The 26,525-nt window shown below is 59.9% G+C and carries 30 protein-coding genes; 17 read left to right on the plus strand and 13 right to left on the minus strand.

Annotated elements, in window-relative coordinates:
• Positions 1 to 20: 20 nt before the first annotated feature.
• The gene (locus SIB72_RS02715) at positions 21 to 542 is read left to right on the plus strand and encodes a photosystem I assembly protein Ycf3 (RefSeq protein ID WP_115016346.1); all 522 of its coding nucleotides are present in this window, start codon (positions 21 to 23) and stop codon (positions 540 to 542) included.
• A gap of 7 nt (positions 543 to 549) precedes the next feature.
• Here SIB72_RS02715 and radA read toward each other — a convergent pair whose 3' ends face one another.
• Positions 550 to 1,953 (minus strand): DNA repair protein RadA, encoded by a 1,404-nt coding sequence (radA, locus tag SIB72_RS02720; protein WP_115121248.1) that lies wholly within the window; start codon positions 1,951 to 1,953, stop codon positions 550 to 552.
• 111 nt (positions 1,954 to 2,064) lie between these two features.
• Here radA and rpaB point away from each other — a divergent pair, with 111 nt between their 5' ends.
• The 5 genes from rpaB (at position 2,065) to SIB72_RS02745 (ending at position 6,873) form a co-directional block, all read left to right on the plus strand.
• Positions 2,065 to 2,811: a response regulator transcription factor RpaB gene (gene rpaB / locus SIB72_RS02725; protein WP_115016344.1), complete on the plus strand. Its 747-nt coding sequence runs from the start codon at positions 2,065 to 2,067 to the stop codon at positions 2,809 to 2,811.
• A complete protein-coding gene (gene plsX, locus SIB72_RS02730) occupies positions 2,792 to 4,129 on the plus strand; it encodes a phosphate acyltransferase PlsX (protein ID WP_413745022.1) in 1,338 nt (445 codons plus the stop codon). The genes rpaB and plsX overlap by 20 nt, the downstream gene beginning before the upstream one ends.
• Positions 4,130 to 4,231: 102 nt before the next feature.
• Positions 4,232 to 5,260, plus strand: a complete 1,029-nt coding sequence (locus SIB72_RS02735; protein ID WP_413744506.1) for a beta-ketoacyl-ACP synthase III — start codon at positions 4,232 to 4,234, stop codon at positions 5,258 to 5,260.
• Between the two features lie 27 nt (positions 5,261 to 5,287).
• Positions 5,288 to 6,184, plus strand: coding sequence for an ACP S-malonyltransferase (gene fabD, locus SIB72_RS02740; protein ID WP_115121245.1), 897 nt, complete (start codon positions 5,288 to 5,290; stop codon positions 6,182 to 6,184).
• Between the two features lie 2 nt (positions 6,185 to 6,186).
• Positions 6,187 to 6,873 carry a lysophospholipid acyltransferase family protein gene (locus SIB72_RS02745; protein WP_413744507.1) on the plus strand — a complete coding sequence of 229 codons (687 nt, stop codon included), beginning with the start codon at positions 6,187 to 6,189 and terminating at the stop codon, positions 6,871 to 6,873.
• Here SIB72_RS02745 and SIB72_RS02750 read toward each other — a convergent pair.
• Genes SIB72_RS02750 through SIB72_RS02760 form a run of 3 tightly spaced genes read right to left on the minus strand, consistent with a single transcriptional unit; the run spans position 6,843 to position 8,298 of the window.
• Positions 6,843 to 7,424, minus strand: coding sequence for a YdcF family protein (locus SIB72_RS02750; RefSeq protein ID WP_413744508.1), 582 nt, complete (start codon positions 7,422 to 7,424; stop codon positions 6,843 to 6,845). The genes SIB72_RS02745 and SIB72_RS02750 overlap by 31 nt on opposite strands.
• A 5-nt stretch (positions 7,425 to 7,429) precedes the next feature.
• A complete protein-coding gene (gene tsaB / locus SIB72_RS02755) occupies positions 7,430 to 8,050 on the minus strand; it encodes a tRNA (adenosine(37)-N6)-threonylcarbamoyltransferase complex dimerization subunit type 1 TsaB (protein WP_413744509.1) in 621 nt (206 codons plus the stop codon).
• A complete protein-coding gene (locus tag SIB72_RS02760; protein ID WP_115121241.1) occupies positions 8,047 to 8,298 on the minus strand; it encodes a Ycf34 family protein in 252 nt (83 codons plus the stop codon). The genes tsaB and SIB72_RS02760 overlap by 4 nt, the downstream gene beginning before the upstream one ends.
• Between SIB72_RS02760 and SIB72_RS02765 the strand changes: the two genes are divergently transcribed.
• Positions 8,297 to 9,574 (plus strand): CCA tRNA nucleotidyltransferase, encoded by a 1,278-nt coding sequence (locus SIB72_RS02765; protein WP_413744510.1) that lies wholly within the window; start codon positions 8,297 to 8,299, stop codon positions 9,572 to 9,574. The genes SIB72_RS02760 and SIB72_RS02765 overlap by 2 nt on opposite strands.
• A 61-nt stretch (positions 9,575 to 9,635) precedes the next feature.
• Entirely contained in the window at positions 9,636 to 10,064 is a 429-nt protein-coding gene (locus SIB72_RS02770; protein WP_115016300.1) for an RNA recognition motif domain-containing protein, read from the plus strand.
• 87 nt (positions 10,065 to 10,151) lie between these two features.
• On the opposite strand, the gene SIB72_RS02775 is transcribed toward SIB72_RS02770, so the two are convergent.
• Positions 10,152 to 11,060 (minus strand): phytoene synthase, encoded by a 909-nt coding sequence (locus tag SIB72_RS02775; protein WP_413744511.1) that lies wholly within the window; start codon positions 11,058 to 11,060, stop codon positions 10,152 to 10,154.
• Between the two features lie 3 nt (positions 11,061 to 11,063).
• Positions 11,064 to 12,482, minus strand: a complete 1,419-nt coding sequence (gene pds / locus SIB72_RS02780; RefSeq protein WP_413744512.1) for a 15-cis-phytoene desaturase — start codon at positions 12,480 to 12,482, stop codon at positions 11,064 to 11,066.
• 105 nt (positions 12,483 to 12,587) lie between these two features.
• On the opposite strand from pds, the gene SIB72_RS02785 reads away from it, so the two are divergent.
• Positions 12,588 to 12,935 carry an NAD(P)H-quinone oxidoreductase subunit M gene (locus SIB72_RS02785; RefSeq protein ID WP_115121238.1) on the plus strand — a complete coding sequence of 116 codons (348 nt, stop codon included), beginning with the start codon at positions 12,588 to 12,590 and terminating at the stop codon, positions 12,933 to 12,935.
• A complete protein-coding gene (locus SIB72_RS02790) occupies positions 12,932 to 13,537 on the plus strand; it encodes a DUF3172 domain-containing protein (protein WP_115121237.1) in 606 nt (201 codons plus the stop codon). The genes SIB72_RS02785 and SIB72_RS02790 overlap by 4 nt, the downstream gene beginning before the upstream one ends.
• Here SIB72_RS02790 and SIB72_RS02795 read toward each other — a convergent pair.
• Complete coding sequence (locus SIB72_RS02795) at positions 13,534 to 14,547, minus strand: LysR family transcriptional regulator (protein ID WP_413744513.1); 1,014 nt, start codon at positions 14,545 to 14,547, stop codon at positions 13,534 to 13,536. The genes SIB72_RS02790 and SIB72_RS02795 overlap by 4 nt on opposite strands.
• Positions 14,548 to 14,719: 172 nt before the next feature.
• On the opposite strand from SIB72_RS02795, the gene SIB72_RS02800 reads away from it, so the two are divergent.
• The 6 genes from SIB72_RS02800 to SIB72_RS02825 all read left to right on the plus strand — a co-directional run bounded on the left by SIB72_RS02800 (position 14,720) and on the right by SIB72_RS02825 (position 21,919).
• Positions 14,720 to 15,421, plus strand: coding sequence for an NnrU family protein (locus SIB72_RS02800; protein ID WP_115121266.1), 702 nt, complete (start codon positions 14,720 to 14,722; stop codon positions 15,419 to 15,421).
• A gap of 34 nt (positions 15,422 to 15,455) precedes the next feature.
• On the plus strand, positions 15,456 to 17,456 hold the full coding sequence (locus SIB72_RS02805; protein ID WP_413744514.1) for an NAD(P)H-quinone oxidoreductase subunit 5: 2,001 nt from the start codon (positions 15,456 to 15,458) through the stop codon (positions 17,454 to 17,456).
• A 128-nt stretch (positions 17,457 to 17,584) separates the two neighbouring features.
• Positions 17,585 to 19,249, plus strand: coding sequence for an NAD(P)H-quinone oxidoreductase subunit 4 (locus SIB72_RS02810; RefSeq protein WP_115121235.1), 1,665 nt, complete (start codon positions 17,585 to 17,587; stop codon positions 19,247 to 19,249).
• A gap of 78 nt (positions 19,250 to 19,327) precedes the next feature.
• The gene (locus SIB72_RS02815; protein ID WP_413744515.1) at positions 19,328 to 19,717 is read left to right on the plus strand and encodes a lipopolysaccharide assembly protein LapA domain-containing protein; all 390 of its coding nucleotides are present in this window, start codon (positions 19,328 to 19,330) and stop codon (positions 19,715 to 19,717) included.
• 73 nt (positions 19,718 to 19,790) lie between these two features.
• On the plus strand, positions 19,791 to 20,696 hold the full coding sequence (locus SIB72_RS02820; protein WP_115121233.1) for a segregation/condensation protein A: 906 nt from the start codon (positions 19,791 to 19,793) through the stop codon (positions 20,694 to 20,696).
• Positions 20,697 to 20,740: 44 nt separating this feature from the next.
• The gene (locus tag SIB72_RS02825) at positions 20,741 to 21,919 is read left to right on the plus strand and encodes a nucleotidyltransferase family protein (RefSeq protein ID WP_115121232.1); all 1,179 of its coding nucleotides are present in this window, start codon (positions 20,741 to 20,743) and stop codon (positions 21,917 to 21,919) included.
• Here SIB72_RS02825 and SIB72_RS02830 read toward each other — a convergent pair.
• Positions 21,900 to 22,796: a methylenetetrahydrofolate reductase gene (locus SIB72_RS02830; RefSeq protein WP_413744516.1), complete on the minus strand. Its 897-nt coding sequence runs from the start codon at positions 22,794 to 22,796 to the stop codon at positions 21,900 to 21,902. The two genes, SIB72_RS02825 and SIB72_RS02830, sit on opposite strands and share 20 nt — an antisense overlap.
• 121 nt (positions 22,797 to 22,917) lie before the next feature.
• Here SIB72_RS02830 and SIB72_RS02835 point away from each other — a divergent pair, with 121 nt between their 5' ends.
• Positions 22,918 to 23,169, plus strand: coding sequence for a helix-turn-helix domain-containing protein (locus tag SIB72_RS02835; RefSeq protein WP_413744517.1), 252 nt, complete (start codon positions 22,918 to 22,920; stop codon positions 23,167 to 23,169).
• Positions 23,170 to 23,375: 206 nt separating this feature from the next.
• Here the strand turns inward: SIB72_RS02835 and SIB72_RS02840 are convergent, their stop codons facing one another.
• Genes SIB72_RS02840 through ndhI form a run of 5 tightly spaced genes read right to left on the minus strand, consistent with a single transcriptional unit; the run spans position 23,376 to position 26,472 of the window.
• A complete protein-coding gene (locus SIB72_RS02840; protein WP_413744518.1) occupies positions 23,376 to 23,876 on the minus strand; it encodes a CYTH domain-containing protein in 501 nt (166 codons plus the stop codon).
• 9 nt (positions 23,877 to 23,885) lie between these two features.
• The gene (locus tag SIB72_RS02845) at positions 23,886 to 24,842 is read right to left on the minus strand and encodes an NAD(+) kinase (RefSeq protein ID WP_115121227.1); all 957 of its coding nucleotides are present in this window, start codon (positions 24,840 to 24,842) and stop codon (positions 23,886 to 23,888) included.
• 19 nt (positions 24,843 to 24,861) lie between these two features.
• Complete coding sequence (gene nuoK / locus SIB72_RS02850; protein ID WP_115016271.1) at positions 24,862 to 25,191, minus strand: NADH-quinone oxidoreductase subunit NuoK; 330 nt, start codon at positions 25,189 to 25,191, stop codon at positions 24,862 to 24,864.
• Positions 25,192 to 25,231: 40 nt separating this feature from the next.
• Positions 25,232 to 25,834 carry an NADH-quinone oxidoreductase subunit J gene (locus tag SIB72_RS02855; RefSeq protein WP_115016268.1) on the minus strand — a complete coding sequence of 201 codons (603 nt, stop codon included), beginning with the start codon at positions 25,832 to 25,834 and terminating at the stop codon, positions 25,232 to 25,234.
• Positions 25,831 to 26,472, minus strand: coding sequence for an NAD(P)H-quinone oxidoreductase subunit I (gene ndhI, locus SIB72_RS02860; protein ID WP_115016267.1), 642 nt, complete (start codon positions 26,470 to 26,472; stop codon positions 25,831 to 25,833). Before ndhI ends, SIB72_RS02855 begins: the two co-directional genes overlap by 4 nt.
• Positions 26,473 to 26,525 lie beyond the last annotated feature (53 nt).

The raw sequence follows: 26,525 nt of genomic DNA on the forward strand, positions 1-26,525 counted from the left end.
TGAAATCCACCAGGCCAGCCGTGCCCCGCAGCAACCGCAACGACAACTTCATCGACAAAAGTTTCACGGTGATGGCTGATCTGATCGTGAAGCTGCTTCCGATCAACGCCCGCTCCAAGGAGGCTTACGTCTATTACAGAGATGGCCTCTCTGCACAAAACGACGGTGATTACGCCGAAGCCCTGGAGAACTATGAGGAAAGCCTGAAGCTCGAGGACAACCCGATCGACCGAGGCGAAACCCTCAAGAACATGGCGATCATTTTCATGAGCAACGGCGAGGAGGACAGGGCGATTGAGACCTATCAGAAGGCCCTTGAAGAGAACCCCAAACAGCCTTCATGCCTGAAGAACATGGGCCTGATCTTCGAGAAGCGGGGCCGGATCGCCGAGGAGGCAGGCCTCCGCGATGAGGCCGACAGCTGGTTCGACCGTGCTGCTGAGGCCTGGACCCAGGCCGTCAGACTCAACCCTGGTGGCTATCTCGACATCGAGAATTGGTTGAAATCCACCGGTCGCAGCAACGTGGACGTCTACTTCTGAGCCCCCATCAGCCAGCTTCGTCCTGAGAGACCAAACCATCTCCGAGAGCCATCACCAACGCCTCGGTGATTCTGGATGCCTCAAGCAGCTCAAGCCCCAAAGCCGCGGCAGCTGCACTCATTCCACTGGCCTGCGGAACCACCGCCCGGCGGAATCCCAGCCTTGCCGCTTCCTGCAGCCGCAGCTCCAGTTGCGGGACAGCCCGCAGCTGACCTCCCAATCCGAGCTCACCAAGCAGCACCGTGCCTGCAGGAAGAGTGAGATCTCTGTAACTGGCAACCACTGCTGCCGCCACGCCAAGATCAGCAGCAGGCTCTTCCACATCCAAGCCACCAGCCACCGCTAGGTAGCAGTCGTAACGGGACAGAGGCAAACCCATGTGCTTTTCAAGCACAGCCAAGATCTGATGCAAACGGTTCACGGCAATGCCCGTGGCAGTGCGGCGAGGGCTTGCGTAGCTGGTGGTGCTAACCAGAGCCTGAAGATCCACCACAAGAGGGCGTGTGCCTTCACAGGCCACGATTGTGGCCACTCCACTGGCCTGGTCCCCACTCAGAAAAAGCTCGCTGGGATTGCCCACCTCCTCCAAACCCTGGCCACGCATCTCAAACACCCCAAGCTCATGGGTGGCGCCATAGCGATTCTTCACCGCACGCAGAAGGCGATGGCTGGCGAAACGATCCCCCTCAAATGTGAGCACCGCATCCACGAGGTGCTCCAGCACCTTCGGACCTGCCAGCACCCCTTCTTTGGTGACGTGCCCCACCAAAACAAGGGCCGTGTTCTGGCGTTTGGCTAAACGCTGAAGCGAAGCAGCACATTCCCGCACTTGGGCCACTGAGCCCGGAGCGCTGGTGAGGTTGGCATCATGCAGCGCCTGGATGCTGTCGATGATCGCCACATCGGGCTTGAGCGCCTCGAGCTCCTCCAGCACCAGCTCCAGATCGGTTTCCGCCAGCAACTGCAAATCAGCGCCACAGCCCTGAAGACGCTGCCAACGCAGCTTCACCTGCTGGGCAGATTCCTCTGCACTCACATAAAGCACCGACCGTTCCCGACCCATTGCCGTGGCGCTCTGCAGCAGCAGTGTGCTCTTGCCGATCCCAGGATCTCCGCCCACCAGCACCAACGAGCCCGGCACGAGGCCTCCACCCAAGACCCGATCCAATTCCGCATAACCACTGGCCAGCCGTTGCATCGGCAGCTCACCGAGGTCAGCCATGGCTGTAGACCGTCGTGCAGCCGGGGTGGAGGCAGGATCTGAACCCGCCCGGTGGCGGCGTCCATCCACCTTGGGTTGCGACTGCTCCACAAGGGAGTTCCAGCTGCCACAGCTATTGCAACGACCGAAGAACTGACGGGTTTGAGCCCCACAGCTCTGGCAGACGTAAATCGAGACGGAACGGGCCACGATGAGGGCGACTGGTAAGAAGTCGAACTATGAAGAAAATTGGCTGCGGATGAATATCCGGGGCCGCCGGCAACTTAGGTGTAAACAGATGTTGTAGTGCCCGCGGGCCTGATGACAGTCGCCAGTCCTGCCAAGGAAACCATCCTCGTGGTCGATGACGAGGCCAGCATCCGAAGGATTCTGGAGACTCGCCTGTCGATGATCGGCTACAACGTGATCACGGCCTGCGACGGCAATGAAGCACTGGAGTGCTTCCGCAACACCGAGCCCGACTTGGTTGTGCTCGACGTGATGATGCCGAAACTCGACGGCTATGGCGTCTGCCAGGAACTGCGCAAGGAATCGGATGTTCCGATCGTGATGCTCACCGCCCTTGGCGATGTGGCCGATCGCATCACAGGTTTAGAACTTGGCGCTGATGACTACGTCGTCAAGCCATTTAGCCCCAAGGAACTCGAGGCTCGCATCCGCTGCGTGCTGCGCCGTGTCGAGAAGGAGCAAGTCGCAGGCATCCCGAATTCCGGGCTCATTCAGGTCGCCGACCTGCGCATCGACACGAACAAACGCCAAGTGTTCCGAGCTGATGAGCGAATCCGTCTCACAGGGATGGAATTCAGCCTGTTGGAACTGCTGGTGAGTCGCTCAGGCGAGCCCTTCAGCCGTGGCGAGATCCTGAAGGAAGTTTGGGGTTATACCCCCGAACGCCATGTTGATACCCGCGTGGTGGATGTTCATATTTCCCGGCTTCGCTCCAAACTGGAAGACGATCCGGCTAATCCCGAGCTGATTCTCACGGCTCGTGGCACCGGCTACCTGTTCCAGCGCATCGTTGATTCCGTTGCCTCCGAAGGACCCTGATTCCGCAGCGACACCGTCGTTCCGGACCAAACCCCGACGCTCCAAGGCCGTCCGCCGCCTGGTGATCTGGTATCGCCGCAATGCGGCCGTTACCACCTTGGTGGACACCGCTACCACGTCGGCCACGGCTGCAGGATCAGTGGCAGGGAGCGTGGCCGGCAGTGTTGTTTCCAGCGCGGGAACCGTGGCCGGGAGCGTGCTCCAGCCCCTTGTTTTCGATCCTCTGCGCCGCCTCCAGGGTGGCAACAATGATGGCGCGGACACCATTCATGACAACGACCGCCTTTGGGTGGCGGTCGACGGCATGGGCGGCGACCATTCCCCAGGCGCAATTCTCGAAGGCTGTTTGGAGGCGATTGCACGCCTACCGCTACGCATTCGCTTCGTCGGCGAAACCGATCGGGTTCAGGCAGCCGCCGCAGAGATGGGGCTGACGGACGCCATGAATGCTGCGATCGAAACGGGTCATCTTGACCTGGTGGCCAGTGGTCCATCGGTTGAGATGCATGAGGAAGCCACCGTGGTGCGGCGCAAGCGCAACGCCAGCATCAACATGGCGATGGATCTGGTGAAAAAAGGGGAAGCCCTGGCGGTCTATTCCGCAGGCAATTCAGGAGCCGTGATGGCATCGGCCATCTTTCGACTCGGTCGTCTAGCAGGCATTGAACGGCCCGCGATCGGTGCGCTCTTCCCCACCAAAGACCCCGGCCAACCGGTGCTGGTGCTTGATGTGGGAGCAAACATGGACTGCAAACCGTCCTACCTGCATCAATTCGCCCTGCTGGGGAACATCTACAGCCGCGATGTGCTCCAGGTGGCCAAACCACGTGTAGGTCTGCTCAACATCGGCGAGGAGGAATGCAAGGGCAACGATCTCGCCCTGAAGACCTACGCCCTGCTCTCCAAGGAATCGCGGCTCCTCTTCGCAGGCAACTGCGAGGGTCGCGATGTGCTCTCTGGTGCATTCGATGTGGTGGTCTGCGATGGTTTCACAGGCAACGTGATTCTCAAGTTCCTGGAATCGGTAGGAAGTGTGCTGCTGGGCGTGCTTCGCGCTGAATTGCCACGGGGCCGACGGGGCAAAGTTGGTTCAGCTTTCCTGCGCAGCAATCTGAAGCGCATCAAGAAACGTCTGGATCATGCAGAACACGGCGGCGCCCTCCTGCTGGGAGTGAATGGAATCTGCGTGATCGGCCACGGCAGCAGCCGTGCCCTCTCGGTGCTCAGCGCCCTGCGCCTTGCCCATTCCGCCGCAAGCCATGGCGTGATGGATGACCTGGCAGCACTGGGCAATACCAGCAGCACTGTCGGGGTCTGAACCTTCGTTGCACCAGGATGAGCCAGTCTGCCTGGTGCGGTTGAAGCATGAGCACAACCCCAAGGCTGTGATTGACTGGCGCCACTTGTTCTGACGTCGCCCTTGGCTGGATCAGCCCCACTCTCCGGACCCTCCGGCGGCGTGGCCCTGGTGGCCAGCGGCAGCGCCCGTGCTGAGCAACAGATCAGCAACGACCAACTGGGTGAGCGGGTTGAAACCAACGATGAATGGATCCGCACCCGCACTGGCATCCAAACTCGGCGGATCTGCGGTCCAGGCCAAACGCTCTCGAGCTTGAGTGCAGAAGCGGGCCGCCAGGCCATAGCCATGGCCGGCTGGGAGGCTGACAGTCTCGACCTGGTGTTGCTAGCCACCTCCACACCGGACGACCTATTCGGCTCCGCGCCCAAGGTGCAGGCCCTGCTCGGTGCACGCCAGGCCGTGGCCTTTGATCTCACAGCGGCCTGCAGCGGTTTTCTCTTCGCTCTGATCACCGCCTCCCAGTTCCTGCGCACAGGAGCGATGCGCAGAGTGTTGGTGATCGGTGCTGATCAACTGAGTAGCTGGGTCGACTGGGACGACCGCCGCAGCTGTGTGCTGTTTGGTGATGGGGCCGGCGCCCTTGCTCTCGAAGCCTGCCCAAACGAGTCCAACGGGCTGCTCGGTTTTCAGATGCGTACCGATGGCAGTCGAGGCGAGTGCCTCAACGTGCCCCAGACAGAGCAACGCAGCCCGCTGGTGGGCGAGACCAGCCATCAACAGGGGCATTACGACCCGATCCGCATGAACGGTCAGGAGGTATACAAGTTCGCAGTGCGGGAAGTTCCGGCGATTCTCAAGACCCTGCTGAGTGAAACCGACACAAGCGCAGACCAGATCGACTGGCTGCTCCTGCACCAGGCCAATCAGCGCATCCTCGATGCCGTGGCCGATCGCTTCGCCATCCCCCACAGTCAGGTCTTGAGCAACCTCGCCAATTACGGCAATACCTCAGCATCCACCATCCCCCTCATGCTGGATGAAGCCGTGCGCGACGGTCGCATCCAGCCAGGTCACCGGATCGCCAGTAGTGGCTTCGGTGCTGGCCTGAGCTGGGGGGCAGCCCTTCTGCGCTGGCAGGGACCCTCGTAGGCTCCCTCCACAACCGCACGCTTTTCGATGGCGATCGCCTGGGTGTTCCCTGGTCAGGGGTCTCAGAAAGTCGGCATGGCCGACCCTGTACTCAGCCTGCCAGGAGCTGAAGAACGCTTCTCCCAGGCCTCCCGCCTGTTGGGGCGTGATCTCCTGGCGATCTGCCGTGGCGAGGAGCTGAATGGAACGGGCCCAACGGACCTCAATGACACCCGCAACACCCAGCCAGCCTTGTTTGTGGTGGAGTCGCTCATCGTGGACGAATTACGCCGTCAGGGTCGCGAACCCGCCTTGGTGGCGGGACACAGCCTGGGAGAACTGGTGGCGCTGTATGCCGCAGGAGTGTTCGATGCCGAAATCGGCCTGGAACTGATGCTCAAGCGCTCCACCCTGATGGCCAGCGCTGGCGGCGGTGCGATGAGCGCCGTGATCGGCTTTGACCGTGATCAGCTCACATCCTTAGTGGCCGCTGAGGATGGGGTCGTGATCGCCAACGACAACAGCGCCGCTCAGGTCGTTCTTTCTGGCACCCCCGAAGCCGTGAAGGCGGTGACCGACCAACTCAGCTGCAAGCGGGCCATTCCCCTGCCGGTCTCCGGAGCCTTTCATTCCCCGTTCATGGCCGAGGCAGCCCAAGGCTTCTCAGAAGCATTGGATGCAATTGCCTTCGAGGATGCCCGCGTGCCGGTGCTGAGCAACACCGACCCCAGCCCTACATGTGATGCGACGGTGATCAAACAACGCCTGCGCGATCAGATGACCACAGGAGTGCGCTGGCGGGAGACGATGGAAACAATGACCACACACGCTGTTGACACCCTGGTGGAGATCGGGCCTGGAAACGTGCTCAGCGGTCTTGCGAAACGCTCCCTCAGCGGCGTGGTCACGAGCCAACTGGCGGGCGCTGATGACTTGGGGCTCTGATCGTGCCCTCCTCTCTGTCGGTGACAGACTCCGCGGCTCCGCTGCTGCTGACGCCAAGGCCTAGCTTGACCTACAGGCTGGTGAGTGCCCTACTGGTATTCCCATTGTTCCGCGGTCTCTTCCGTGGCAGCACCAGAGGCAATCAACATGTGCCAAGCCAAGGGCCTGTGGTGGTGGTCGCCAACCATGCCTCCCACTTGGACCCTCCTCTGCTCGGCCATGCCCTTGGCCGTCCTGTGGCCTTCATGGCCAAAGCGGAGCTGTTTCGAATCCCTCTGTTGGGCTCCCTGATCCGAGCATGCGGCGCCTACCCGGTGAAGCGCGGAGCGAGTGACCGTGAAGCCATCCGCACCGCCACGGCGCGCCTGCAGGACGGCTGGGCTACAGGTGTTTTCCTCGATGGCACACGCCAGGCCGACGGCCGGGTGAACCAGCCGATGCCAGGCGCTGCCCTACTGGCCGCCCGCAGCGGAGCACCCCTTCTGCCTGTGGCCATCATCAACAGCCACAGGGCCCTTGGTCCAGGCCAAAGCGTGCCAAGACTGGTGCCGATCCAGCTGCGGATCGGAGAACCGCTTCCACCTCCGGCGAGCCGTCGCAAACCAGATCTGGAAGCCACCACTCTGGAACTGCAGCGACGCATCAATGCACTTCTGGATCAGGGCCTGCTCAGCAATCGGTCCCACTGAGCACGAGCCCATGGCTTCAGGTCGTGACCCGTCAGAACCCAGGCCAGGGCCCTAAGGCCATCTCCCCAGCGCTTGCCTGCGCTCTCCAGCTCACAACGATCAGAGCAAGCGACCGGCACTCCGGTGAGACGGATGCCCCGGCTGCCCGCCACCACGGATCCCACCATCAGGGCCCGGGGGAGATGATCCTCACTCGTCACCAGCAACACGTGCTGAACGCGATCACGCTGGAGATCATCCACCAACGAGGTGAAATTTCCGAGGGTGTCGGAGGCGCGGTAATCCAGCACCACCTGTCCCTCCGAGAGCCCTTCCTCCTCCATCAGCCAGTGGGCATACTCCGGGTTACTTCCGCCGCTCACCACCAGCGGTAAGCGCATCTGCCGCGCCAACTTGAGCCCGACCCTCTCCCGATCCACATCGCCGCCGAGCACCAAGATCCGCTCTGGACCCTGATCGGTGAATAACGCCTGCCGATAGGGCTGAAGCGGTCCTGCACAGAGAGCACCCAGCACCCCAGCCACTGCGATCCACCGCCAGCGCCTGCGCATCGCCCTCACACCACTCCGACCGGAGAGGTGGGATAAATAGGCAGCACCTCATGCCAGGGTGCTGGTTCCTGACGGCGATGGGCCAGCAGACAGAGATCGAGCAGACGGCCGACATCCTCTGCCACGTTCTCAGCCATGGTCAAAGCCGGCGACGGCTGTGCCCCTTCCTCAAGAAGATGGGGCACTTGCAGTTCTTCAACACGGTCATCTGGTTGCAGGCGATAGACGCCACCAACCTGACCACGTCTCGGCAAGTCCTGCACTATCCAGAACGGCTCCTGAGGTGATGCCAGCGGCACCTCCCTCGCCAACCTTGAGGCCATCAACGCGAAACTGCTCACACCATCCAGTGGGCAATCGAGTTGCTGGGCCAACGTGCGCGCCATCACCACCGTCAGGCGGGTCCCGGTAAAACCACCGGGTCCAATGGCCACAGCCAAACGCGCGATGGAGGGCCAGCACGCAGCGGGCAACACATCCTGCACCGCACCAAGAAGGCTGTTCGTGAGCCCCCGCCCAGCCGGCTGTGTGATCAGACGCCGACTGTCCACTGGATCATCGACGTCGAGAGCCGCCACTCCCAGTACAGGCGTGGAACTATGCAACGCCAGCAGCCAACGACTCATCGGGGCAGCTCCGCACCTGGTCGGAGACGCTGCCAGCGACCGGGCTCCGACTCGAAGCTGCCGCAATGACGCACATCCCACTCCACACCCGCACCACCACCGGGAAGATCAACAACACTGATGTGAATCTTGGGTTGCTCCGGCACCACATCCGGGTGCTGCGTGAGATGGAGTGCGCCATGTTGGCGTTCCACCGCGTGATAGGCCTGACAACGATCGACCCAGCGGCAATCAACGCAGATGCACATGCCTCCCCCAGCCGCTGAGGGTCCCATTCTGGAGGCCGAACCGACACTTCAGACGAGTTTGCTGCTCAAGGCACTGGCTCCAGAGCAATGGCCAGTTCCCACAACTGCTTTTCCGGCAGGCAGCGCTTTGGTGGGTGGAGCTGTGCGCGATGCACTGCTGGGTCGTCTGAGCCCCACCCCAGATCTCGACCTGATCGTCCCAGACGGCGCCCTGCACACCACAAGACAACTCGCAAAGATCTATGGCGGGGCTTGCGTCGTCTTGGATGAAGCACGCGACATGGCCCGGCTCGTGGTGCAGGGTTGGACGATCGACCTCGCCCGACAGGAGGGTCAAAACCTGGAAGCGGATCTCCAACGCCGCGACTACCGGATCAACGCCATTGCCTTGGAACTGGGCAGTAGCCCAAGGCTGGTTGATCCAACCGGCGGTCTTGCTGATCTCAAGGCAGGTTTGCTGACGGCCGTGGGGGAACACAACCTGATCGATGATCCCTTGCGTCTACTGCGCGGCATCCGCATCGCCGCAGAGCTGGGCTTCACAATCGCCACCTCCACCTGGCCGCTGCTCCAGCGCCACAGCCACAGGCTTCCGCAAGCTGCACCGGAACGAATCCAGGCGGAACTCACCAAGCTCGTAGAGGCCCCGGGTGCTGACCAAGCCATGGATCAACTGCAAAGCAGCCAACTGCTGCAGCCCTGGTCGATGCTGGATGCTGAAGCAGGATCAGGTCCAGGATCACAACTCGAGCAGCAAAGCAGCCTGCTCAGCGCTGAGGAACGCCAGCTAGCGCTGCCGCTTCTCCGCCTCACCCAGCTCTTGAGCGACGATGGCCTCAAGCAACTGCGCTTTAGTCGCAGGCAGATCCATCGCTGCTGCCAGCTACGACGTTGGCTGTCACAAGATGACGGCCAAAGCTTTGCGAGCCTGCCCCCGGAGGAACGTCTCCGCCTTCACTCCGAATTGGCTGCCGATCTACCTGCTCTGATCGTTCAGCTACCGGCAGCCACCCAGCGACAATGGTTGGAGCGCTGGCGAAATCCGGATGACCACCTTTTTCATCCTCGCTCGCCCCTCGACGGCAACACCCTCCAGACAGAGCTGAACATCGCCCCAGGGCCTCTCCTTGGTCGTCTGCTGCGACACTTGGCGCTGGAGCAGGCATTCGGGCGATTGAGCAGTCAAAAAGTCGCATTGGCTACAGCCCGGGCATGGTTACAGGAACAGGGACAGGCCTCGGCAGACGCCCCAGCCAGCCGACCACGCTGTGATTAACTGCCATTGCAGTGTCGACACTGATCGAACTGACCGGATCTTTGTTCCTTCCCCTCCTCCCATGAGCGTTCGCCTTTACGTCGGCAACTTGCCGCAGTCTTTTGATTCCAAGGAGCTTGAGAGTCAGCTCGCCAGCATCGGGGAAGGAATCCGTTTCAAAGCCGTACTCGACCGTGAAACCGGCACCTGCCGCGGTTTTGGGTTTGCCAACATCAACGACGAGAAAGTCGCTGATGCCGTCATTGAGCAGCTCAACGGCAAGGACTTTGGCGGCAACGCCCTGCGGGTCGAGCGCTCAGAGCGTCGCGACAACAATGCCGGTGGTGGCCGCCGAGGTCCTGGGGCCTCCCATGCACCTGGTACCGCCCGCAAAGCTGTGAACAAAGTGGTTCATAGCGATGCCAAGGCAGAAGAAGCTCCTGACCCCCGCTGGGCTGGTGAACTCTCCAAGCTCAAGGATCTCCTGGGCAACCAGAAGACAGCTGTCTGAACAAACGGTCTGATTGACCCCTCAGTAGCCTGAGTTCAATCTCAGGCTTTTTTTGATGGCTGGTGGCCGAGCCTGAGAGCTGCCGACTCAGCGCGTCTGAGCAATCACAAACGAACGGGGCAATTCGAGCATTTTGCCTAGACGACCCACATAGGCCCGGTTCTGGAAGACGTCATAGTCCAGCTGCTCAATCACGTCGAGGATGCCGCGGTACAAACGCAATGACGTCCATACCGGCCAGCGTGCATCAGCTGACAGCCAGCGGATACCAGCCTCTGAGCGAGCAAACCAAGCGCGAGCCCGTTCCAATTGAAAGGCCATCAGTTCCCGCCAGGCATCGTTGAGACGTCCAGCGAGCAGATCCTCCTCGCTATAGCCAAAACGGGTGAGATCTTCCTGAGGCAAATAGATCCGGCCGCGGCCACGATCCTCGCCAACATCGCGAAGGATATTGGTGAGCTGGTTGGCGATACCAAGGGCGACTGCTGCATCCGACGTGTTCGGCACGTCGCTCCAGGGTGCCGTGGTGTAAGCCGCATCCAGCCCCATGACCCCCTGGGTCATCAGACCCACAGTGCCAGCGACCCGATAGCAATAGAGGCGAAGATCGTCAAAGGTTGCGTAGCGCGTCCAAGTGAGATCCATACGCTGCCCTTCGATCATGTCGAGATAGGGCTGGATCGACTGGGGGAATCGCTCAAGGGTGTCCACCATCACCGCATCCAGGTCACTCGTGACCTGCCCGGAGAAGATCCCACGGGTGTTCTCTTCCCAGCGATCGAGTCGATCCGCCAGCTCGGACACAGGCCTGGCCTGGGCCTCGGCACTGTCCATCAGTTCATCCGTGCGACGACACCAGACATAGATCGCCCAAATCGCTCTTCGTTTCTCGTAAGGGAGGAGAAGCGTTCCGAGGTAGAACGTTTTCGCCCAAGTCGCGGTCTCTTGCCGACAACTCTCGTAGGCAGCGTCGAGATCCGGTGCGGCGAGGGGCATGACTCAGGCCGACACCGGCGAGCTGACAGGGGTCGATGATGCCAGCTGGTCACGCTTGCGGTCTACCGCAGCGGCACAGAGTTTGCCGCTGAGCACAGCACCTTCCATCGAAGCCAGGTAGCGCTGCATGGTGTAGTCGCCGGCCAAGAAGAAATTCTTGATCGGCGTGGTTTGATCCGGACGCAGCTGCTGACAGCCCGGCGTGGTCTTGTAAACCGAGAGGGGCGTTTTGACAACCTTGTATTTCCGCAGGATGGCGGGGTTGTCACCACTGAAATGCATCGGGAACAGCTTCTTGAGCTCGCCCATGGTGACCTCGATGATCTCCTCATCAGGACGTCCAATCCAATCCTTCGCCGGAGCGAACACCAGCTCGAGCATGGACTGATCAGGGTCCTCATATTCCCTGCAGGTGATGCTCATATCGGCATACACGCTGAGAAGTTTCGATCGACTAAAGAGCAGATGGTCGATATCGGTGAGCTTGCGATCGAACCACATGTGCAAATTGATCACGGGAACACCACGCAGGCCATCCAGCTTGCGAAAGACCTCCATCTGCTGCCAGGGCTCGGGCAATAACAGCTTGAAAGGATCCACCGGCAATGCACTCACATAGGCATCGGCCTCGATGTCACGGCTCCCCTGGCCATCGAGGCCGCCAATCCGGAAGGCCGCAACACTGCCGTCGTCGTTGAGCTTGATCTCCCGCAAAGGGCTGTTGAGATGCACCTCACCACCCAGCGCTTCAATGTGCTCAACAATCGGCTGGCAGAGCCGCTCCGGTGGCGCTCCATCCAGGAAAGCCATCTTGGAACCGTTCTTCTCCTGCAGGAAACGATTCAGTGCTGTGAGCACCACAGTGGAGGAAATTTCGTCAGGATCGATGAAGTTCAGAGCCTTGCTCATGGCGATGAACACCTCATCGTTGACGCGTTCAGGGATGTTGTGCAGACGCAGCCATTCCGTCCATGAGTATTGATCGCACTCCTCGACATAGCCCTGACCTCGCAGCATCGCAGGAACCAGGCCAAGACCAAAACTGATCTTTTCCGGCCACGTGAGCATGTCGTTATTGCCAAGGATGGCTGCCACACCATTGATTGGAGCAGGCAGATCGGGAAAGTCGAAACGGCTGTATGTACCGGGCTCTTCAGGCTGATTGAAAATCATCGAGTGACTTTTCCACTGCAGCCTGTCCTCGATGTTCAACTCCTTGAACAGCTGCAACATGTTCGGATAGGCCCCGAAAAAGATATGCAGACCTGTCTCATACCAATCCCCATCCTCGTCCTTCCAGGCCGCAACCTTGCCGCCAAGAACGTCACGCGACTCAAGCACCACCGGCGTATGACCAGCATCCGCCAGGTACTTCGCACAGGAGAGTCCCGCCAGACCGGCTCCTGCAATAGCGATGCGCATGGTGGTGCTCTGAAATTGCAAACAACCTTAAAAGCAGCCCACCCCCACTTGCTTCCTAAAGTCGGTTCAACCGCCGTCCTGATCCCCTCGGGGATCGTTGTTGCCATGGCCGAGACCCTGCTGAAGTGCACCACCCGTCACGTACGGCTGTTTACAGCCAAGGTGGAGAACAAGAACCTCGTTCCAGACCCCGAGCAGCTCACCCTGGACCTTGATCCGGACAACGAATTCATCTGGACTGACAGCACCGTTGCCACTGTTCAGCAGCGATTTAGGGATCTTGTGGACAGCCACAGCGGTGCCGAACTGAGTGACTACAACCTTCGCCGCATCGGCACAGAACTCGAGGGATGCATCCGGCAGCTGCTTCAGGCTGGTGAACTGAGCTACAACCCCGATTGTCGCGTCCTCAACTATTCGATGGGCCTGCCCCGATCTCCTGAACTGCTGTGAGCCGCTCCCCCTACGACCGCCCGCGCTATGACCAAGGGGGTTACGAACGGCCCAGGCCCAGGCGTTCCCGGCCCCCATCCCCACCTCAAGGTGGAGGTCCGTCTGGTCCTGGAGGGCTGACATTGAACACCGGCAGCGTGGCTGTGCTGGCGGGAATTCTTGTGGTGGGAATCGGCATTGGTAGTGCCGTGACCAGCACCACCCAGGGCGATCAGGGCAACATCGCCAGCAGTCAGCAACTGGACATGGCTGTTCCTGATCCGGAGTTCTGCAAAAGGTGGGGAGCCAGTGCCTATGTCATGGATTTGGAGATGTACACAACCATGAACCCCGTCAGCAGCTTCGTGACCCAGCCAGCGCTTCAGGCCGGCTGTGTGATCCGCAGAGAAAACTGGTCTGTGCTGCGTAAAGAGGGGGCGATCACACAGGAACAGGAACGGGAGTGCAAACAACGGATGAACACCTTCGCTTACATCGGCTCGATTCGCGATAAACCATTTGTGCGCTGCGTTTATCAGACCGACATCCGCGAGAACAAATTCATCACGAAGGGCGTCGCTGATGACACCGTTGGGCTAACCCCAGAGGCCGATCAGTTCTAAGTGACGCGGGCATCAGCATCCCCGGCTGACTTCTCAGCCGGGGCCTGCTGTTGAGCCTGACCGCTACGGAGCTGACGCAAAGGGCTATCAGGACTGGCGAAGAGCGGCAGGACATCCCTACGGAACGCATCTGACGCCCTGGAGCAGTACCGGGCAGGGTGACTGATCAACTTCAGCTGTCGGCGCACCTGCAAATCCACCACCGCTGGTTTATGGAGCGTGCCGGCATTGAGCTCTCTCTCGATCGAGACCACCGGCAGAAAAGCTGCCCCCAATCCGGCCTGGACAGCATTCTTGATGGCCTCGAGCGAGTTGAGCTCCATCTCGATGCGCAGCCGCTGCACATCAAGCCCAGAACGGGCCAGCAACTGGTCCACCATCTTTCGCGTGGTGGATTGGGAATCGAGACAGACAAAACCAAGCCGATAGAGATCGTCCTTGCTCAGCTCCATCAACCGGGCCAAAGGGTGCTTGACCGGAAGCACCAGTGCCAGTTCATCACTGGCATAGGGCACAACCTGCAGCAGCTCATTCAGCTCAGGCGGTAGTTCGCCGCCGATGATCGCCAGATCAATCTGACCATTGGCAACACTCCAGCCAGTGCGCCTGGTGCTGTGCACATGTAGCTGAACCGCCACATCCGGATATTTCTGCCGGAATAGGCCGATCATCCGCGGCATCAGATAGGTCCCTGTGGTCTGACTGGCACCGACCACCAGTGAGCCTCCCTTGAGGTTGTGAAGGTCATCAAGAGCACGGCAAGCCTCATGACACTGGCTGAGGATCCGGTCGCAGTAGCCGAGCAGCAGATGTCCGGCCTCTGTGAGCTGGGCCTTGCGACCCCCACGGTCGAACAGCGACACCTCGAGCTGCTTCTCGAGGTTCTGAATCTGCAGGCTCACCGCCGGCTGGGTCACAAACAGGCTGTCAGCTGCTTTTTTAAAACTGCCCTCGCTGACGATGGCCCGCAGAATGCGCAGTTGATCCAGGGTGAAGGGCAGATCGGCCATAGGGGCCTGCGCACCCGGGCAGGAAGAACACAAAAACTGTAGGTGGGATGGCGGCGTTGATGGATCACGCGCTCACCGCCGGACACACCAGCTCCCAGAATCAGCGGATTGTTGAGAGCAGCACTCCGTGGCCGAAGCCATCCCTGGCACCGTTCACCACACCAGCCTCGTGATGCTGGGCCTCTTGGTGCTGTTCGCGGTGATCCACAGCGGCGGTGCAGCTTTGCGCACTCAGGCCGAGAAACGCATCGGGGCCAGGGCATGGCGGCTGCTATTCGCCGCCGCCAGCATTCCTGCCGCGGTGGTCGTGATCGGTTACTTTCTGGCCCACCGCTATGACGGCCTGCGCCTCTGGAATCTCCAAGGCACGCCTGGAATCATTCCAGTGATTTGGCTGCTGACAGCCATCAGCTTTCTCTTCCTCTATCCAGCCACCTACAACTTGCTGGAGATTCCAGCAGTGCTTAAGCCCCAAGTGCGCATGTATGCAACGGGGGTCATCCGGATCAGCCGCCACCCTCAAGCCATCGGCCAGGTTCTCTGGTGCTTCAGCCATGCCCTTTGGATCGGCAGCAGCTTCATGCTTGTCACCTGCATCGGCCTGATTGGTCATCACCTCTTCGCGATCTGGCATGGCGACCGCCGCCTGCGTCAGCGATTCGGCACAGCCTTCGATGAATTACTCGCGAACACCTCAGTCCTGCCCTTCGTGGCTGTGCTGGATGGTCGGCAACACTTGATATGGAGTGAGTTCCTGCGTCCAGCCCAACTAGGAATTGCAATCGCCGTGGGGGTTTTCTGGTGGGCCCACCGCTGGATTCCGATCGGCACCACTGCCTTTCTGCACTCACGGCTAGAGAGCCTGCTCGGCTGAGCTGCCTACACTCCTCTCAGCCTGCCTCGACCGGATGCACTCGGCCGCTGATTACGCCTGGTTGATCCCAGTGCTCCCGCTGATTGGAGCACTGATCACAGGCCTGGGACTGATCAGTTTCAACCGCACGATCAACCGGCTGCGCAAGCCGGTGGCCGTTCTCCTGCTCAGCTGTGTCGGAGCTGCCGCGGTGATCAGTTACGCGGTGCTGTTTGAACAACTTGGAGGAGCACCTCCGGTCGAGCATCTCTTCGTATGGGCCAGTGCAGGCAGTTTCAGCCTGCCGATGGGCTTCGTGGTGGATCCACTCGGATCCGTAATGCTTGCCCTGGTGACGACCATCGCCTTTCTGGTGCTGATCTACTCCCACGGCTACATGGCGCACGACAAGAGCTACGTGCGCTTCTTCACCTACCTGGCCCTTTTCAGCAGCTCAATGCTGGGTCTGGTGATTAGCCCCAACCTGCTTGAGATTTACGTGTTCTGGGAGTTGGTGGGCATGTGTTCCTACCTACTCGTGGGCTTCTGGTACGACCGCGACGGTGCAGCCCACGCCGCTCAAAAAGCCTTCATCGTCAACCGTGTTGGCGACTTCGGATTGCTGCTCGGCATTCTCGGCCTCTTCTGGGCTACGGGCAGCTTTGATTTCCAGGGAATCGCCGATGGGCTCTCCGCTGCCATGAGCAATGGCACGGTGCCTGGCTGGGCCGCGATTGCCCTTTGTCTGTTCGTGTTCATGGGTCCGATGGCCAAATCGGCCCAGTTCCCTTTGCACGTTTGGCTACCCGACGCGATGGAGGGCCCTACGCCCATCTCCGCCCTGATCCATGCCGCCACCATGGTGGCGGCAGGCGTCTTCCTGGTGGCACGCCTCGAGCCCCTCTACGCCCAATTCCCCAGCGTCGGCCTGGTCATTGCCGTCGTCGGTGCCATCACCTGCTTCCTGGGAGCCTCAATCGCTCTCACCCAAATGGACCTGAAAAAGGGGCTGGCGTACAGCACTGTGTCGCAGCTCGGCTACATGATGCTCGCGATGGGCTGCGGAGCTCCTGTCGCCGGCATGTTCCATCTGGTGACCCATGCCTTCTTCAAGGCCATGCTCTTCCTCGGCTCCGGCTCAGTGATCCATGCCATGGAAGATGTCGTGGGGCATGAACCTGTCCTCGCTCAGGACATGCGTCTGATGGGAGGCCTGCGCCAAAAGATGCCGATCACAGCGATCACATTTCTGATCGGCTGTGTGGCCATTAGTGGCATTCCTCCGCTGGCTGGCTTCTGGAGCAAGGACGAGATTCTTGGCCAGGCCTTCAACACCTATCCGTTGCTCTGGGCTGTCGGCTTCCTCACAGCCGGGATGACCGCCTTTTACATGTTCCGCCTCTACTTCCTCACATTCGAGGGAGAGTTTCGAGGCAACGACAAAACGATTCAGGCCGAGCTGCTGGCTGCCGCAGGCAAGAGTGCCGATGACGCCCATGGGCACCACGCTGAGAGCGTGCATGAGTCGGCCTGGCCAATGACGCTGCCGCTTGCGGTGCTCGCAGTGCCCTCCGTCCTGATCGGTCTGCTGGGAACCCCCTGGAACAGTCGCTTCGCCGGTCTTCTCAACCCCGAGGAAGCCGCTGAGATGGCAGAACACTTCAGCTGGAGTGAATTTCTACCCCTTGCTGGAGCCTCTGTTGCCATCTCATTGACCGGAATCACCATCGCGGTGCTGGCTTATGCCCTGCATCGCATTGATCTTGGAGAACTGGTGGCAGCCCGTGTGCCGACGCTCAATGCCTTCCTGGCCAACAAATGGTATTTAGACGCCATCAACGAAAAACTCTTCGTTCGCGGCAGCCGCAAACTGGCAAGAGAGGTGCTGGAAGTGGACGCCAAGGTTGTGGACGGAGTGGTCAATCTGACCGGCCTCCTGACCCTTGGCAGCGGCGAAGGTCTGAAGTATTTCGAGACAGGCCGAGTTCAGTTCTACGCCCTGATTGTGTTTGGCGGAGTGATCGCAATGGTGGTGCTGTTCGGAGCCCTCGGCTGACCAATCAGCTGAGCCTGGCCTCACTTGGATCCACCCGGTTGTCTGACGCTGTGTGTCCCAAAGCAGATGGAAAGCTGCCAAGTGGCCAGACGTTTCTACACTCCACGCAGACCTGAAAAGGCTTGCACGTGCTGGAGTTTGCCGTCAGCCCTCCCTTTGATCCTCAGACGGTGGGCATCCCCGCCACTGCGATCGCAGCGGGGGTTCCCTGGCTGAGCCTTTCGATCCTTTTCCCGATCGTCGGCGCCCTGATCGTTCCTTTCTTCCCCGACCAGGGGGAGGGGAAACAAGTGCGATGGTTCGCGCTGGGCATCGCCCTGATCACCTTTCTGATCACCGTTGCCGCCTATCTCAATGGCTATGACCCAGGGGTCAGCGGCCTGCAGCTATCCGAACGGGTGAGCTGGCTCCCGGATCTAGGCCTCACATGGGCCTTAGGCGCGGATGGTCTCTCCATGCCGCTGATCCTGCTCACCAGCTTCATTACCGCATTGGCGGTGCTGGCCGCCTGGCCTGTCACCTTCAAGCCCAAGCTGTTCTTCTTCTTGATCCTGGCGATGGATGGCGGCCAGATCGCCGTTTTCGCTGTGCAAGACATGCTCCTGTTTTTCCTTGCCTGGGAGCTGGAGCTCATCCCCGTTTACCTGTTGCTGGCGATCTGGGGTGGGAAGCGGCGTCAATATGCAGCCACCAAATTCATCATCTACACCGCGGGGAGCTCTCTTTTCATTCTGCTGGCAGCCCTGGCCATGGGCTTCTTCGGCGGTGGCACACCCAACTTCGAATACAGCGTGCTGGCCCAAAAAGGCTTCGGCACTGGCTTTCAACTGCTCTGTTACTCAGGCTTGCTGATCGCCTTTGGCGTGAAGCTACCGATTGTGCCGCTCCACACCTGGCTCCCTGATGCCCATGGGGAAGCCACGGCACCGGTGCACATGCTTCTGGCGGGCATCCTCCTGAAGATGGGCGGCTACGCCTTGCTGCGCTTCAACGCAGAGATCCTGCCGGAGGCCCACGCTCAGTTCGCCCCTCTACTTGTGGTGCTTGGCGTGGTGAACATCATTTACGCCGCCCTGACCTCCTTCGCCCAACGCAACCTCAAACGCAAGATCGCCTACAGCTCAATCAGCCACATGGGTTTCGTGCTGATTGGCATCGGCAGTTTTAGCTCTCTTGGCACCAGCGGAGCGATGTTGCAGATGATCAGCCACGGCCTGATTGGCGCCAGTCTGTTCTTCCTTGTTGGAGCCACCTACGACCGCACCCACACCCTCCAATTGGATGAGATGGGCGGCGTGGGGCAGAAAATGCGGGTGATGTTCGCCCTCTGGACTGTGTGCTCCCTGGCATCCCTGGCGCTGCCTGGCATGAGCGGCTTCGTGAGCGAACTGATGGTGTTTGCCGGCTTTGCCACTGACGAGGCCTACAGCCTCACTTTCCGGATCGTGATCGCAGGCCTAGCCGCCGTGGGTGTGATCCTGACACCGATCTACCTGCTCTCGATGCTTCGCGAGATTTTTTTCGGCAAGGAGAACAGCGAACTGGTGTCGCACACGAACCTTGTGGATGCGGAGCCCCGCGAGGTGTACGTGATCGGTTGCCTCTTGGTGCCCATCATCGGTATCGGCCTCTATCCCCGCCTGATGACCGACAGCTACAGCAGCTCAATCGAAGCACTTGTGAACCGGGATGTGGTGGCGATGGAACGGATCACCCAACCAACCGCTCCGCTGATTCGGAGTTCACCCATTGTGTCCACCCTCATCCAGGCTCCATCCATCCCGCAGGCGTAACGAACTTCGTCCGTTCGGCGATCTGAACGGACGACGACCAACAAGGCTCGTAATTTTCAGACGCGACTGCTTGCTGCCATGCGTCAGATCAACTTCAGCCTGATCTTCGCCTTCGGCCTGGCGATGGTGTTTTTCACGCTTGAGAACACTGCTGCCACGACGGTTCATGTCCTGCCAGGACTCAAATACACCATGCCACTGGCAGCCCTACTGCTGCTGTCTTCAGGCATCGGTGCCGTTTCCGCCTGGTTCTTCGCCACCTGGAGCGGCATGCTCAACACGGTGATCACCGTGGGCAAAGACGAGGAATATCAAGCCCAGCAGGTTCGAATCCAGGAGCTTGAAACCGATCTCAACCGCTATCGCTCCACGGTGGAAACCCAGCTCGGCCTCCTCCCCTCTGCCAAGACATCCGCCAGCGATGACGAAGACAGTGACGTCGAACAACTCGATGTCAGTGCTTCCTGAGTCAGGCGAATCCCCTGTCTGATCGCTGGCGGAGCGGCTGAGGGCTCGATACCTTGCGTTCAGCAAGTGTGTGATGTTGCCCGAGATCAGCCGAAACCAAAGAGCTGATGCAGGAGCACGCCTCGCCATCCGCCTGCTTCAAGATGCAGCCCAGAGGGGGGATCTCGACCCCTGGGATGTTGACGTGATCGCAGTGGTTGATGGCTTCCTCGACCAGCTGCGTCAAAGGATTGACGTGCCTCGTCAAGTGGCTGCAGCCCTTCAAGGTCAGGGAGGTAGCTACGAGAAAGACCTGGCAGACAGCAGTGAGGCCTTTCTGGCCGCGTCTGTGCTGGTAGGCCTCAAGGCCGAAATTCTCGAGGCGGAAACCTTCCCGCCGGAACCGGTCTTTGAGGAGGGTTTCGAACCTGAGCTGGGAGATCAGGGTTGGCTTGATCCCGACTTCAACCTGCCACGACGACCAGAGCGGCATCTGGAAAGACGGCCTGTCGCCCCTCCCCCGCTTCGTCGGCCGGTGACGTTGGGTGAACTGATCGAACAGCTGGAATCGATCGCTGATCAACTCGAGACCGACGAGCTGGAGATGCGGCGTCGGCAGAAAGCAAAACGCTTCAGCAACCGCGAAGCCATTGCCCAGGTGGCCGCGCTTGCACACCGAGAAAAGCTGCCGGAAACAACGGCTGCCCTGGGTCAATTTCTGCAGAGCTGGGAAGACGTTCTGCACTGGATGGACTTTGAACAGCTGGTGCAGCGCTGGGGCGAAGTGGCAGCGCCCGATCTCGACACCGACCGCGTCGGCGTGTTCTGGGCGCTTCTGTTTCTGTCCTCTCAGGGACAGATCGAACTGCAGCAGGGAGACTCGCTGCATGGCCCACTGCAGCTCAAACGACTCCTAGCGTCAGGCAGCATGGCTCAACTGCCGATTACGAAGCTCAACGTGCCAGCTGTTGTGCCGGCCGGAGAAGCGGTTGCAGCCTGATCTGGCCCTTATGTTGACCTATCGATCTGAGGCCTGATGCGTCCATGAAGGCGATGATCCTGGCGGCAGGCAAGGGCACCCGCGTGCAGCCGATCACGCATGTGATCCCAAAACCAATGATTCCGATCCTGCAGAAGCCAGTGATGGAATTTCTCCTGGAGCTGCTGAAGGAACACGGCTTCACAGAGGTGATGGTGAACGTGTCTCACCTGGCCGAAGAGATCGAGAACTATTTCCGCGACGGTCAGCGCTTTGGGGTTGAGATCGCCTACAGCTTCGAAGGCCGCATCGAAGACGGTGAACTGATTGGCGATGCGCTGGGTTCCGCTGGTGGTCTCAAGAAGATTCAGGACTTCCAACCCTTCTTTGATGACACCTTTGTGGTGCTCTGTGGCGACGCCCTGATTGACCTTGATCTGAGCGAAGCCGTTCGCCGCCACCGCGAAAAGGGAGCGATCGCCAGCATCGTCACCAAGCGAGTGCCTCGTGACCAGGTGAGCAGCTACGGCGTGGTGGTGACCGATGAAGCGGGCAAAATCAGTGCCTTCCAAGAAAAGCCCAGCATCGACGAAGCGCTCAGCGACACCATCAACACCGGCATCTACATCTTTGAGCCGGAGATCTTCGAACACATCCCCTCAAGCCAGCCCTTTGACATTGGCTCGGATCTCTTCCCCAAGCTGGTGTCCCAAGGAGCCCCCTTCTACGCCCTGCCGATGGATTTCGAGTGGGTCGATATCGGCAAGGTCCCTGATTACTGGCAGGCGATTCGCAGTGTGCTGATGGGCGAAGTGCGCCAGGTTGGCATCCCCGGCAAGGAAGTTCGTCCTGGGGTCTACACCGGCCTCAATGTCGCTGCCAACTGGGACAAGATCAACGTTCAGGGACCGATCTACGTCGGTGGCATGACCCAGATTGAAGACGGCGCCACCCTGATAGGCCCAACCATGATCGGGCCAAGCTGCTCGATCTGCGAAGGCGCGGTGATCGACAACTCGATCATCTTTGACTACTCACGGATCGGTGCAGGGGTGCAGTTGGTCGACAAGCTTGTCTTTGGTCGCTACTGCGTTGGCCGCAATGGCGACCATTTCGACCTTCAGGAAGCTGCCCTCGACTGGCTGATCACCGATGCCAGACGAGCGGATTTGATCGAGCCATCACCTCAGCAGAAGGCCATGGCAGAACTGCTCGGTACAGATCTCACACCGACACCGGGCTAACACCCGCTTGTTCAAGCACCAGAGGAATCCGTTCCTCTGCACGCACAGCCATCAAATGCACACCCTGGGCAATCCCCATGTAGCGCTTCACCTGCTCCGCCGCGATGGCAATCCCCTCGGCGGCAGGATCTTCCGCAGCCTCCAAGCGGGCGATCAGCGCATCAGGAATGCAGGCTCCAGGCACCATGCGGTTGATGAAGCCGGCATTCTTGGCTGATTTCAGCAGAAATACCCCGGCCAGCACCGGCAGCTCTAGGGGTGCAGCCAGATCTGTGCAGAACCTCTCCAGCACTGCCCCATCCATCACCATCTGGGTCTGAAGGAAGCGTGCGCCAGCCTCCCGCTTGCGCTCGAGGCGCCTCAAAAGACCACTCTGGCTGGAGCAGTGTGGATCAGCGGCAGCACCGGCGAACAAAGCCGTGGGTCCGTCGGCCAGATCACCCTTGACTGGGTCCTCGCCGCGGTTGAAAGCCGTGACCTGATGCAAGAGACGCACTGATTCCAGCTCATTCACCGGACGCACCTTGGGCTGATCCCCGGCGGTCACAGGATCACCGGTGAGGCAGAGAAGATTGCGGATACCGAGGGCATGGGCGCCAAGCAGATCGGCTTGAAGAGCAATGCGATTACGGTCGCGACAGGCGATCTGCAGCACCGGCTCCATCCCGTGATCCAGCAGCAACCGGCACACCGCCAGGCTGCTCATGCGCATCACAGCACGGCTGCCATCTGTGACATTCACAGCGTGCACCCTGCCACGCAAGGCTGCCGCCATCGCCAGGGTATGGCGCACATCACCGCCTCTGGGAGGCATCACTTCTGCCGTAATGGTTGGCTGACCAGCCGCCAGACTGTGCTGCAGCGCCGTGCTGTCCATCTCTAATCGTCTTCTCCCAGCCGTCACTATGGGCGATCGGGATCACACCGCCAGAACGTGCCTAGGATGAAGTGACGATGAAGAGACGGGGACGATGAGCAGCGGCAACACCCCGGGCTCAATGAATGTTTCCCTGTCTAGCCGCGAGCTTGAGATCATCGAACTGGTGGCTGAAGGGCTGACCAATCAGGAAATTGCCGAACGTCTCACCATCAGCAAGCGCACGGTGGACAACCACGTGAGCAATGTCTTCACGAAAACAGGGTCCAAGAACCGCGTGGCCCTGCTGAACTGGGCCATGGATCACGGCAAGATCTGCCGGGATGGCTTTAACTGCTGCGTGCTCCCTCACGACGAGAGCGACGCTTCCTGAACACTTGGGCTGCAGGGCGGGGCATTGGCAGCAAAGAACAGCTGGCGAGGGGCAGCGAGAACAGAGCGGCGTAAGCCTCACAAGCTTCACGGTCTCCACCCATGAAGCGAAGAATCCCATCGGTGTCATAAAGGCCGTACATCGCCGCGTCTCCTGATCCCAGGGTGCATTCCGCGCCGGAGAGGCACGACACCTTCTCCCCAAATCTAAAGCAAATCGAAAGAGGCTTTCAAAGCCTGGGGCCATAGCTTCATGGGCTGCAAGGCCAAGGCAGCGTTGCTCCAACGCTTGTCACCCGTGATTTCCTGTCCACACCAGTCAGGAATCACCACAGAGGTCTGCATCGATGGCAGCTCCACCTCCGCCAAAACCAAGGGTGCATTCTCCCCCGTAAAGCAATCCACCACCCAGTCACCACCAGGAAGATCAAGGCCATAGCGAATCTTGGTCAGTCGATGGGGAGCAAGCTCCCAAAGCGCTTCCGCATCATCGAGTGGCAATGGATATTCGAACTCATGGCTGGCGAAGCCAGCGGCTGGAGCCTTGAGGGTCAACCACGCTGCCTGCTCTGCGCGAATCCGCATCCTCACGGTGATCCCCTGCTCAGAAGTGGCCAAATAACCCTGTCGAAGCGACTGGGGTGCTCCAGCGAGGGTCCGCCACCCTTCCGATCGGACCAGAAAACGACGTTCGATCTCAAGGGGCATGGGATCGCCTCAGTTGGGGGATGGCTCCGAAGCGACAAGACTGCCCGCCCAGTGAAGCTTCTGCGCCAGTGTTCGGTAATAGGAGGGCTTTCTATCCAATTGGAGCATCAAGGCATGGTGGGGGGCACGCTGCACCATGCAGCATTCACCTGGCTCCAGAACGGCACCTGCCACTCCATCTTTCCAGAGCTTCACAGGCCGTTCCCCTTCACCCAGTGGCCAAATCATCAACCGAGAGCGAGGAGGCACCACGACCGGCCGACTCGACAAACTCATCGGACAAATGGGGCTAACGATGATCGCATCGATCCCTGGATGCAGGATGGGTCCACCTGAGGCCATGGCATAGCCCGTCGAGCCCGTCGGCGTGGCCAGGATCAGCCCATCACCGCGCACCTGATCAACCACCTCACCATCGATCTCCAACTCGAGAATGCAAGTGGGGGCGAGGTCTTCTCGATGGGGGCGCAAGTAAAGATCGTTCAGGGCCCAATGTCGCTCCAGCGCATCGGAGGCATCCGCAGGAACCTGGGAGCGGCTGCCGTCCTCCATTGCACAGCGGAGGTCACGGCCGTGATGGACCGTTGCCTGCAGCATCATGCGCTGCTCCAGAGCGAACTGATCATCAATCAGACGCTGCCAGAGCTCAAGCCCACCCAGCATGGTGGAGTCATGGGTCAGGAAACCCAAGTGCCCCCCCACGTTGAAACAGAGAATCGGCACGTCATGCACCGCCAGATGCCGAGCTGCTCCGAGAACGGTGCCATCGCCTCCGAGCACAACAGCCACATTGGGCAATGTGGGTTCGGAGGCCATCAGACCAGGGAAGGGATTGGCCTTCGGGCCACTCATGGCCAGGGTGACCTCGGCCCCGAGAGAGGTGAGGTCGTCAGCGCAGCGCCTGGCTTCCCGCAAGGCAGCCAAGCTATCTGCTCTGTAAATCAACCAGACCCGATCAAGGCGCATGGGGCGTAGGCGCCGGAGATCACCAGCGCAGCAGGTTGAAGCGTTCCATATCCACTGTGACGCGATTGCGATAAAGCGACAGCAGAATCGCAAGACCCACGGCTGCCTCGGCAGCAGCCACGGTGATAACGAAAACAGCGAACACCTGGCCCCGAATTAAATCACCATCCACATAGGAGGAGAAGGCCATCAGATTGATGTTCACCCCATTAAGCATCAGCTCGATACTCATCAGCACGCGCACTGCATTACGGCTGTTGATCAGACCCCAGACACCGGTGCAGAACAACACTGCAGCCAGCAGAAGATACGCCTCGAGAGGTACGGATCCGTTCAGCAGCTCAGACATGGGGTGCAGATAAAAGGAAGAGATTCAGAACAGCACCGGTTCAGGCGGGGGGCTGATCCACCAAGAGAGGGGTACGGGACTTTTCAATCAGTCCCTGATCAGCCGACTGCCCCGTGCCCAGATCCGTTGCTTGCACATCTCGACGGGCCAAAACGATCGCGCCGATCATCGCCATCAGCAGAAGAACGGAAGCCAGCTCAAAGGGCAGAAGGTAATCGGTGAAGAGGTGCTCACCAATCCGAACGGTTGCGCCCTCACCGACGGCCTCTGGGCCAGGCACGGCCCAGGGGGTCGTGAAAGCAACCCTGACCAGCAAGGCAAACAGACCGGCGCAGACTCCTCCTGAGAGCAAGCGACGCGTTGGCAGGCCCTTGATCGGTTCCAGATCTTCCCGTTTATTCACGAGCATGATCGCGAACAGGATCAAGACGTTCACCGCTCCGACATAGACCAAGACCTGGGCCGCTGCCACAAAACTGGCATTGAGCAGCAGATACAAGCCAGCCACAGCCATGAAAACGCCACCCAGAAGAAAGGCGGAGTAAACGATGTTGCTCAGCAGCACAACGCCCAGGCCGCCAATCGCGATCACAGCGCCGAGAACGAGGAAGCAGATGAGCTGGGTTGAGGCAGCAATCGTCATCCTGCGTTCTCCTCCTTGGTGGTCGTCGAAGAGGATTCTCCCCCATCCGCTGCCGACTTGGGCATCGAAGCCAGCACCTGATCAGGAAGCTGACCCGCCCTTGGACGGTCAGCAGCAACACCATGGGGATCCATCTCACCCACAGGCAGATAGGCGAGCTCCCGAAGTGGCTGCACGGAAGCATCAGTGGTGACGCTCGTGGGCAGACGACCAAGAGCGACATTGTCGAAGTTGAGGCTGTGGCGATCGAAGGCTGCTAACTCGTATTCCTCAGTCATCGACAGACAATTCGTGGGGCAATACTCCACGCAGTTGCCACAGAAAATACAGACACCGAAGTCGATCGAATAGTTGCGCAGCTCCTTTTTCTTGGTCTGCTTGTTCATCACCCAGTCGACGACTGGCAGGTTGATGGGACAGACCCGAACGCACACCTCGCAAGCGATGCACTTGTCGAATTCGTAGTGAATCCGGCCGCGATAACGCTCGGACGGGATCAGCTTTTCGTAGGGATATTGCACCGTCACGGGACGACGCTGCATGTGGTCAAACGTGACTGCCAATCCCTGGGTCAGGTTGCGTGCCGCATCAACGGCATCCCTGGTGTAGTCACCAACCTGCTTGAGGAATCCGAACATGGCCTGGGAGGAAGTGGAACGGTGTGAGAACGAGGGGGGCGGGGCTAGGCGGA

Origin of the sequence: Synechococcus sp. MIT S9451, from assembly GCF_047304725.1 — a bacterium.
Taxonomy (GTDB): domain Bacteria; phylum Cyanobacteriota; class Cyanobacteriia; order PCC-6307; family Cyanobiaceae; genus Synechococcus_C.

Excerpts from the sequence above, each read along its gene's own strand:
- rpaB (WP_115016344.1), top strand. The coding sequence starts at position 2,065 with ATGACAGTCGCCAGTCCTGCCAAGGAAACCATCCTCGTGGTCGATGAC.
- fabD (WP_115121245.1), top strand. The coding sequence starts at position 5,288 with ATGGCGATCGCCTGGGTGTTCCCTGGTCAGGGGTCTCAGAAAGTCGGC.
- SIB72_RS02750 (WP_413744508.1), bottom strand. The coding sequence starts at position 7,424 with ATGCGCAGGCGCTGGCGGTGGATCGCAGTGGCTGGGGTGCTGGGTGCT.
- tsaB (WP_413744509.1), bottom strand. The coding sequence starts at position 8,050 with ATGAGTCGTTGGCTGCTGGCGTTGCATAGTTCCACGCCTGTACTGGGA.
- SIB72_RS02765 (WP_413744510.1), top strand. The coding sequence starts at position 8,297 with ATGCCTCCCCCAGCCGCTGAGGGTCCCATTCTGGAGGCCGAACCGACA.
- SIB72_RS02760 (WP_115121241.1), bottom strand. The coding sequence starts at position 8,298 with ATGTGCATCTGCGTTGATTGCCGCTGGGTCGATCGTTGTCAGGCCTAT.
- SIB72_RS02770 (WP_115016300.1), top strand. The coding sequence starts at position 9,636 with ATGAGCGTTCGCCTTTACGTCGGCAACTTGCCGCAGTCTTTTGATTCC.
- SIB72_RS02775 (WP_413744511.1), bottom strand. The coding sequence starts at position 11,060 with ATGCCCCTCGCCGCACCGGATCTCGACGCTGCCTACGAGAGTTGTCGG.
- pds (WP_413744512.1), bottom strand. The coding sequence starts at position 12,482 with ATGCGCATCGCTATTGCAGGAGCCGGTCTGGCGGGACTCTCCTGTGCG.
- SIB72_RS02785 (WP_115121238.1), top strand. The coding sequence starts at position 12,588 with ATGGCCGAGACCCTGCTGAAGTGCACCACCCGTCACGTACGGCTGTTT.
- SIB72_RS02795 (WP_413744513.1), bottom strand. The coding sequence starts at position 14,547 with ATGGCCGATCTGCCCTTCACCCTGGATCAACTGCGCATTCTGCGGGCC.
- SIB72_RS02800 (WP_115121266.1), top strand. The coding sequence starts at position 14,720 with ATGCTGGGCCTCTTGGTGCTGTTCGCGGTGATCCACAGCGGCGGTGCA.
- SIB72_RS02805 (WP_413744514.1), top strand. The coding sequence starts at position 15,456 with ATGCACTCGGCCGCTGATTACGCCTGGTTGATCCCAGTGCTCCCGCTG.
- SIB72_RS02815 (WP_413744515.1), top strand. The coding sequence starts at position 19,328 with ATGCGTCAGATCAACTTCAGCCTGATCTTCGCCTTCGGCCTGGCGATG.
- SIB72_RS02820 (WP_115121233.1), top strand. The coding sequence starts at position 19,791 with ATGTTGCCCGAGATCAGCCGAAACCAAAGAGCTGATGCAGGAGCACGC.
- SIB72_RS02825 (WP_115121232.1), top strand. The coding sequence starts at position 20,741 with ATGAAGGCGATGATCCTGGCGGCAGGCAAGGGCACCCGCGTGCAGCCG.
- SIB72_RS02830 (WP_413744516.1), bottom strand. The coding sequence starts at position 22,796 with ATGGACAGCACGGCGCTGCAGCACAGTCTGGCGGCTGGTCAGCCAACC.
- SIB72_RS02835 (WP_413744517.1), top strand. The coding sequence starts at position 22,918 with ATGAATGTTTCCCTGTCTAGCCGCGAGCTTGAGATCATCGAACTGGTG.
- SIB72_RS02840 (WP_413744518.1), bottom strand. The coding sequence starts at position 23,876 with ATGCCCCTTGAGATCGAACGTCGTTTTCTGGTCCGATCGGAAGGGTGG.
- SIB72_RS02845 (WP_115121227.1), bottom strand. The coding sequence starts at position 24,842 with ATGCGCCTTGATCGGGTCTGGTTGATTTACAGAGCAGATAGCTTGGCT.
- nuoK (WP_115016271.1), bottom strand. The coding sequence starts at position 25,191 with ATGTCTGAGCTGCTGAACGGATCCGTACCTCTCGAGGCGTATCTTCTG.
- SIB72_RS02855 (WP_115016268.1), bottom strand. The coding sequence starts at position 25,834 with ATGACGATTGCTGCCTCAACCCAGCTCATCTGCTTCCTCGTTCTCGGC.
- ndhI (WP_115016267.1), bottom strand. The coding sequence starts at position 26,472 with ATGTTCGGATTCCTCAAGCAGGTTGGTGACTACACCAGGGATGCCGTT.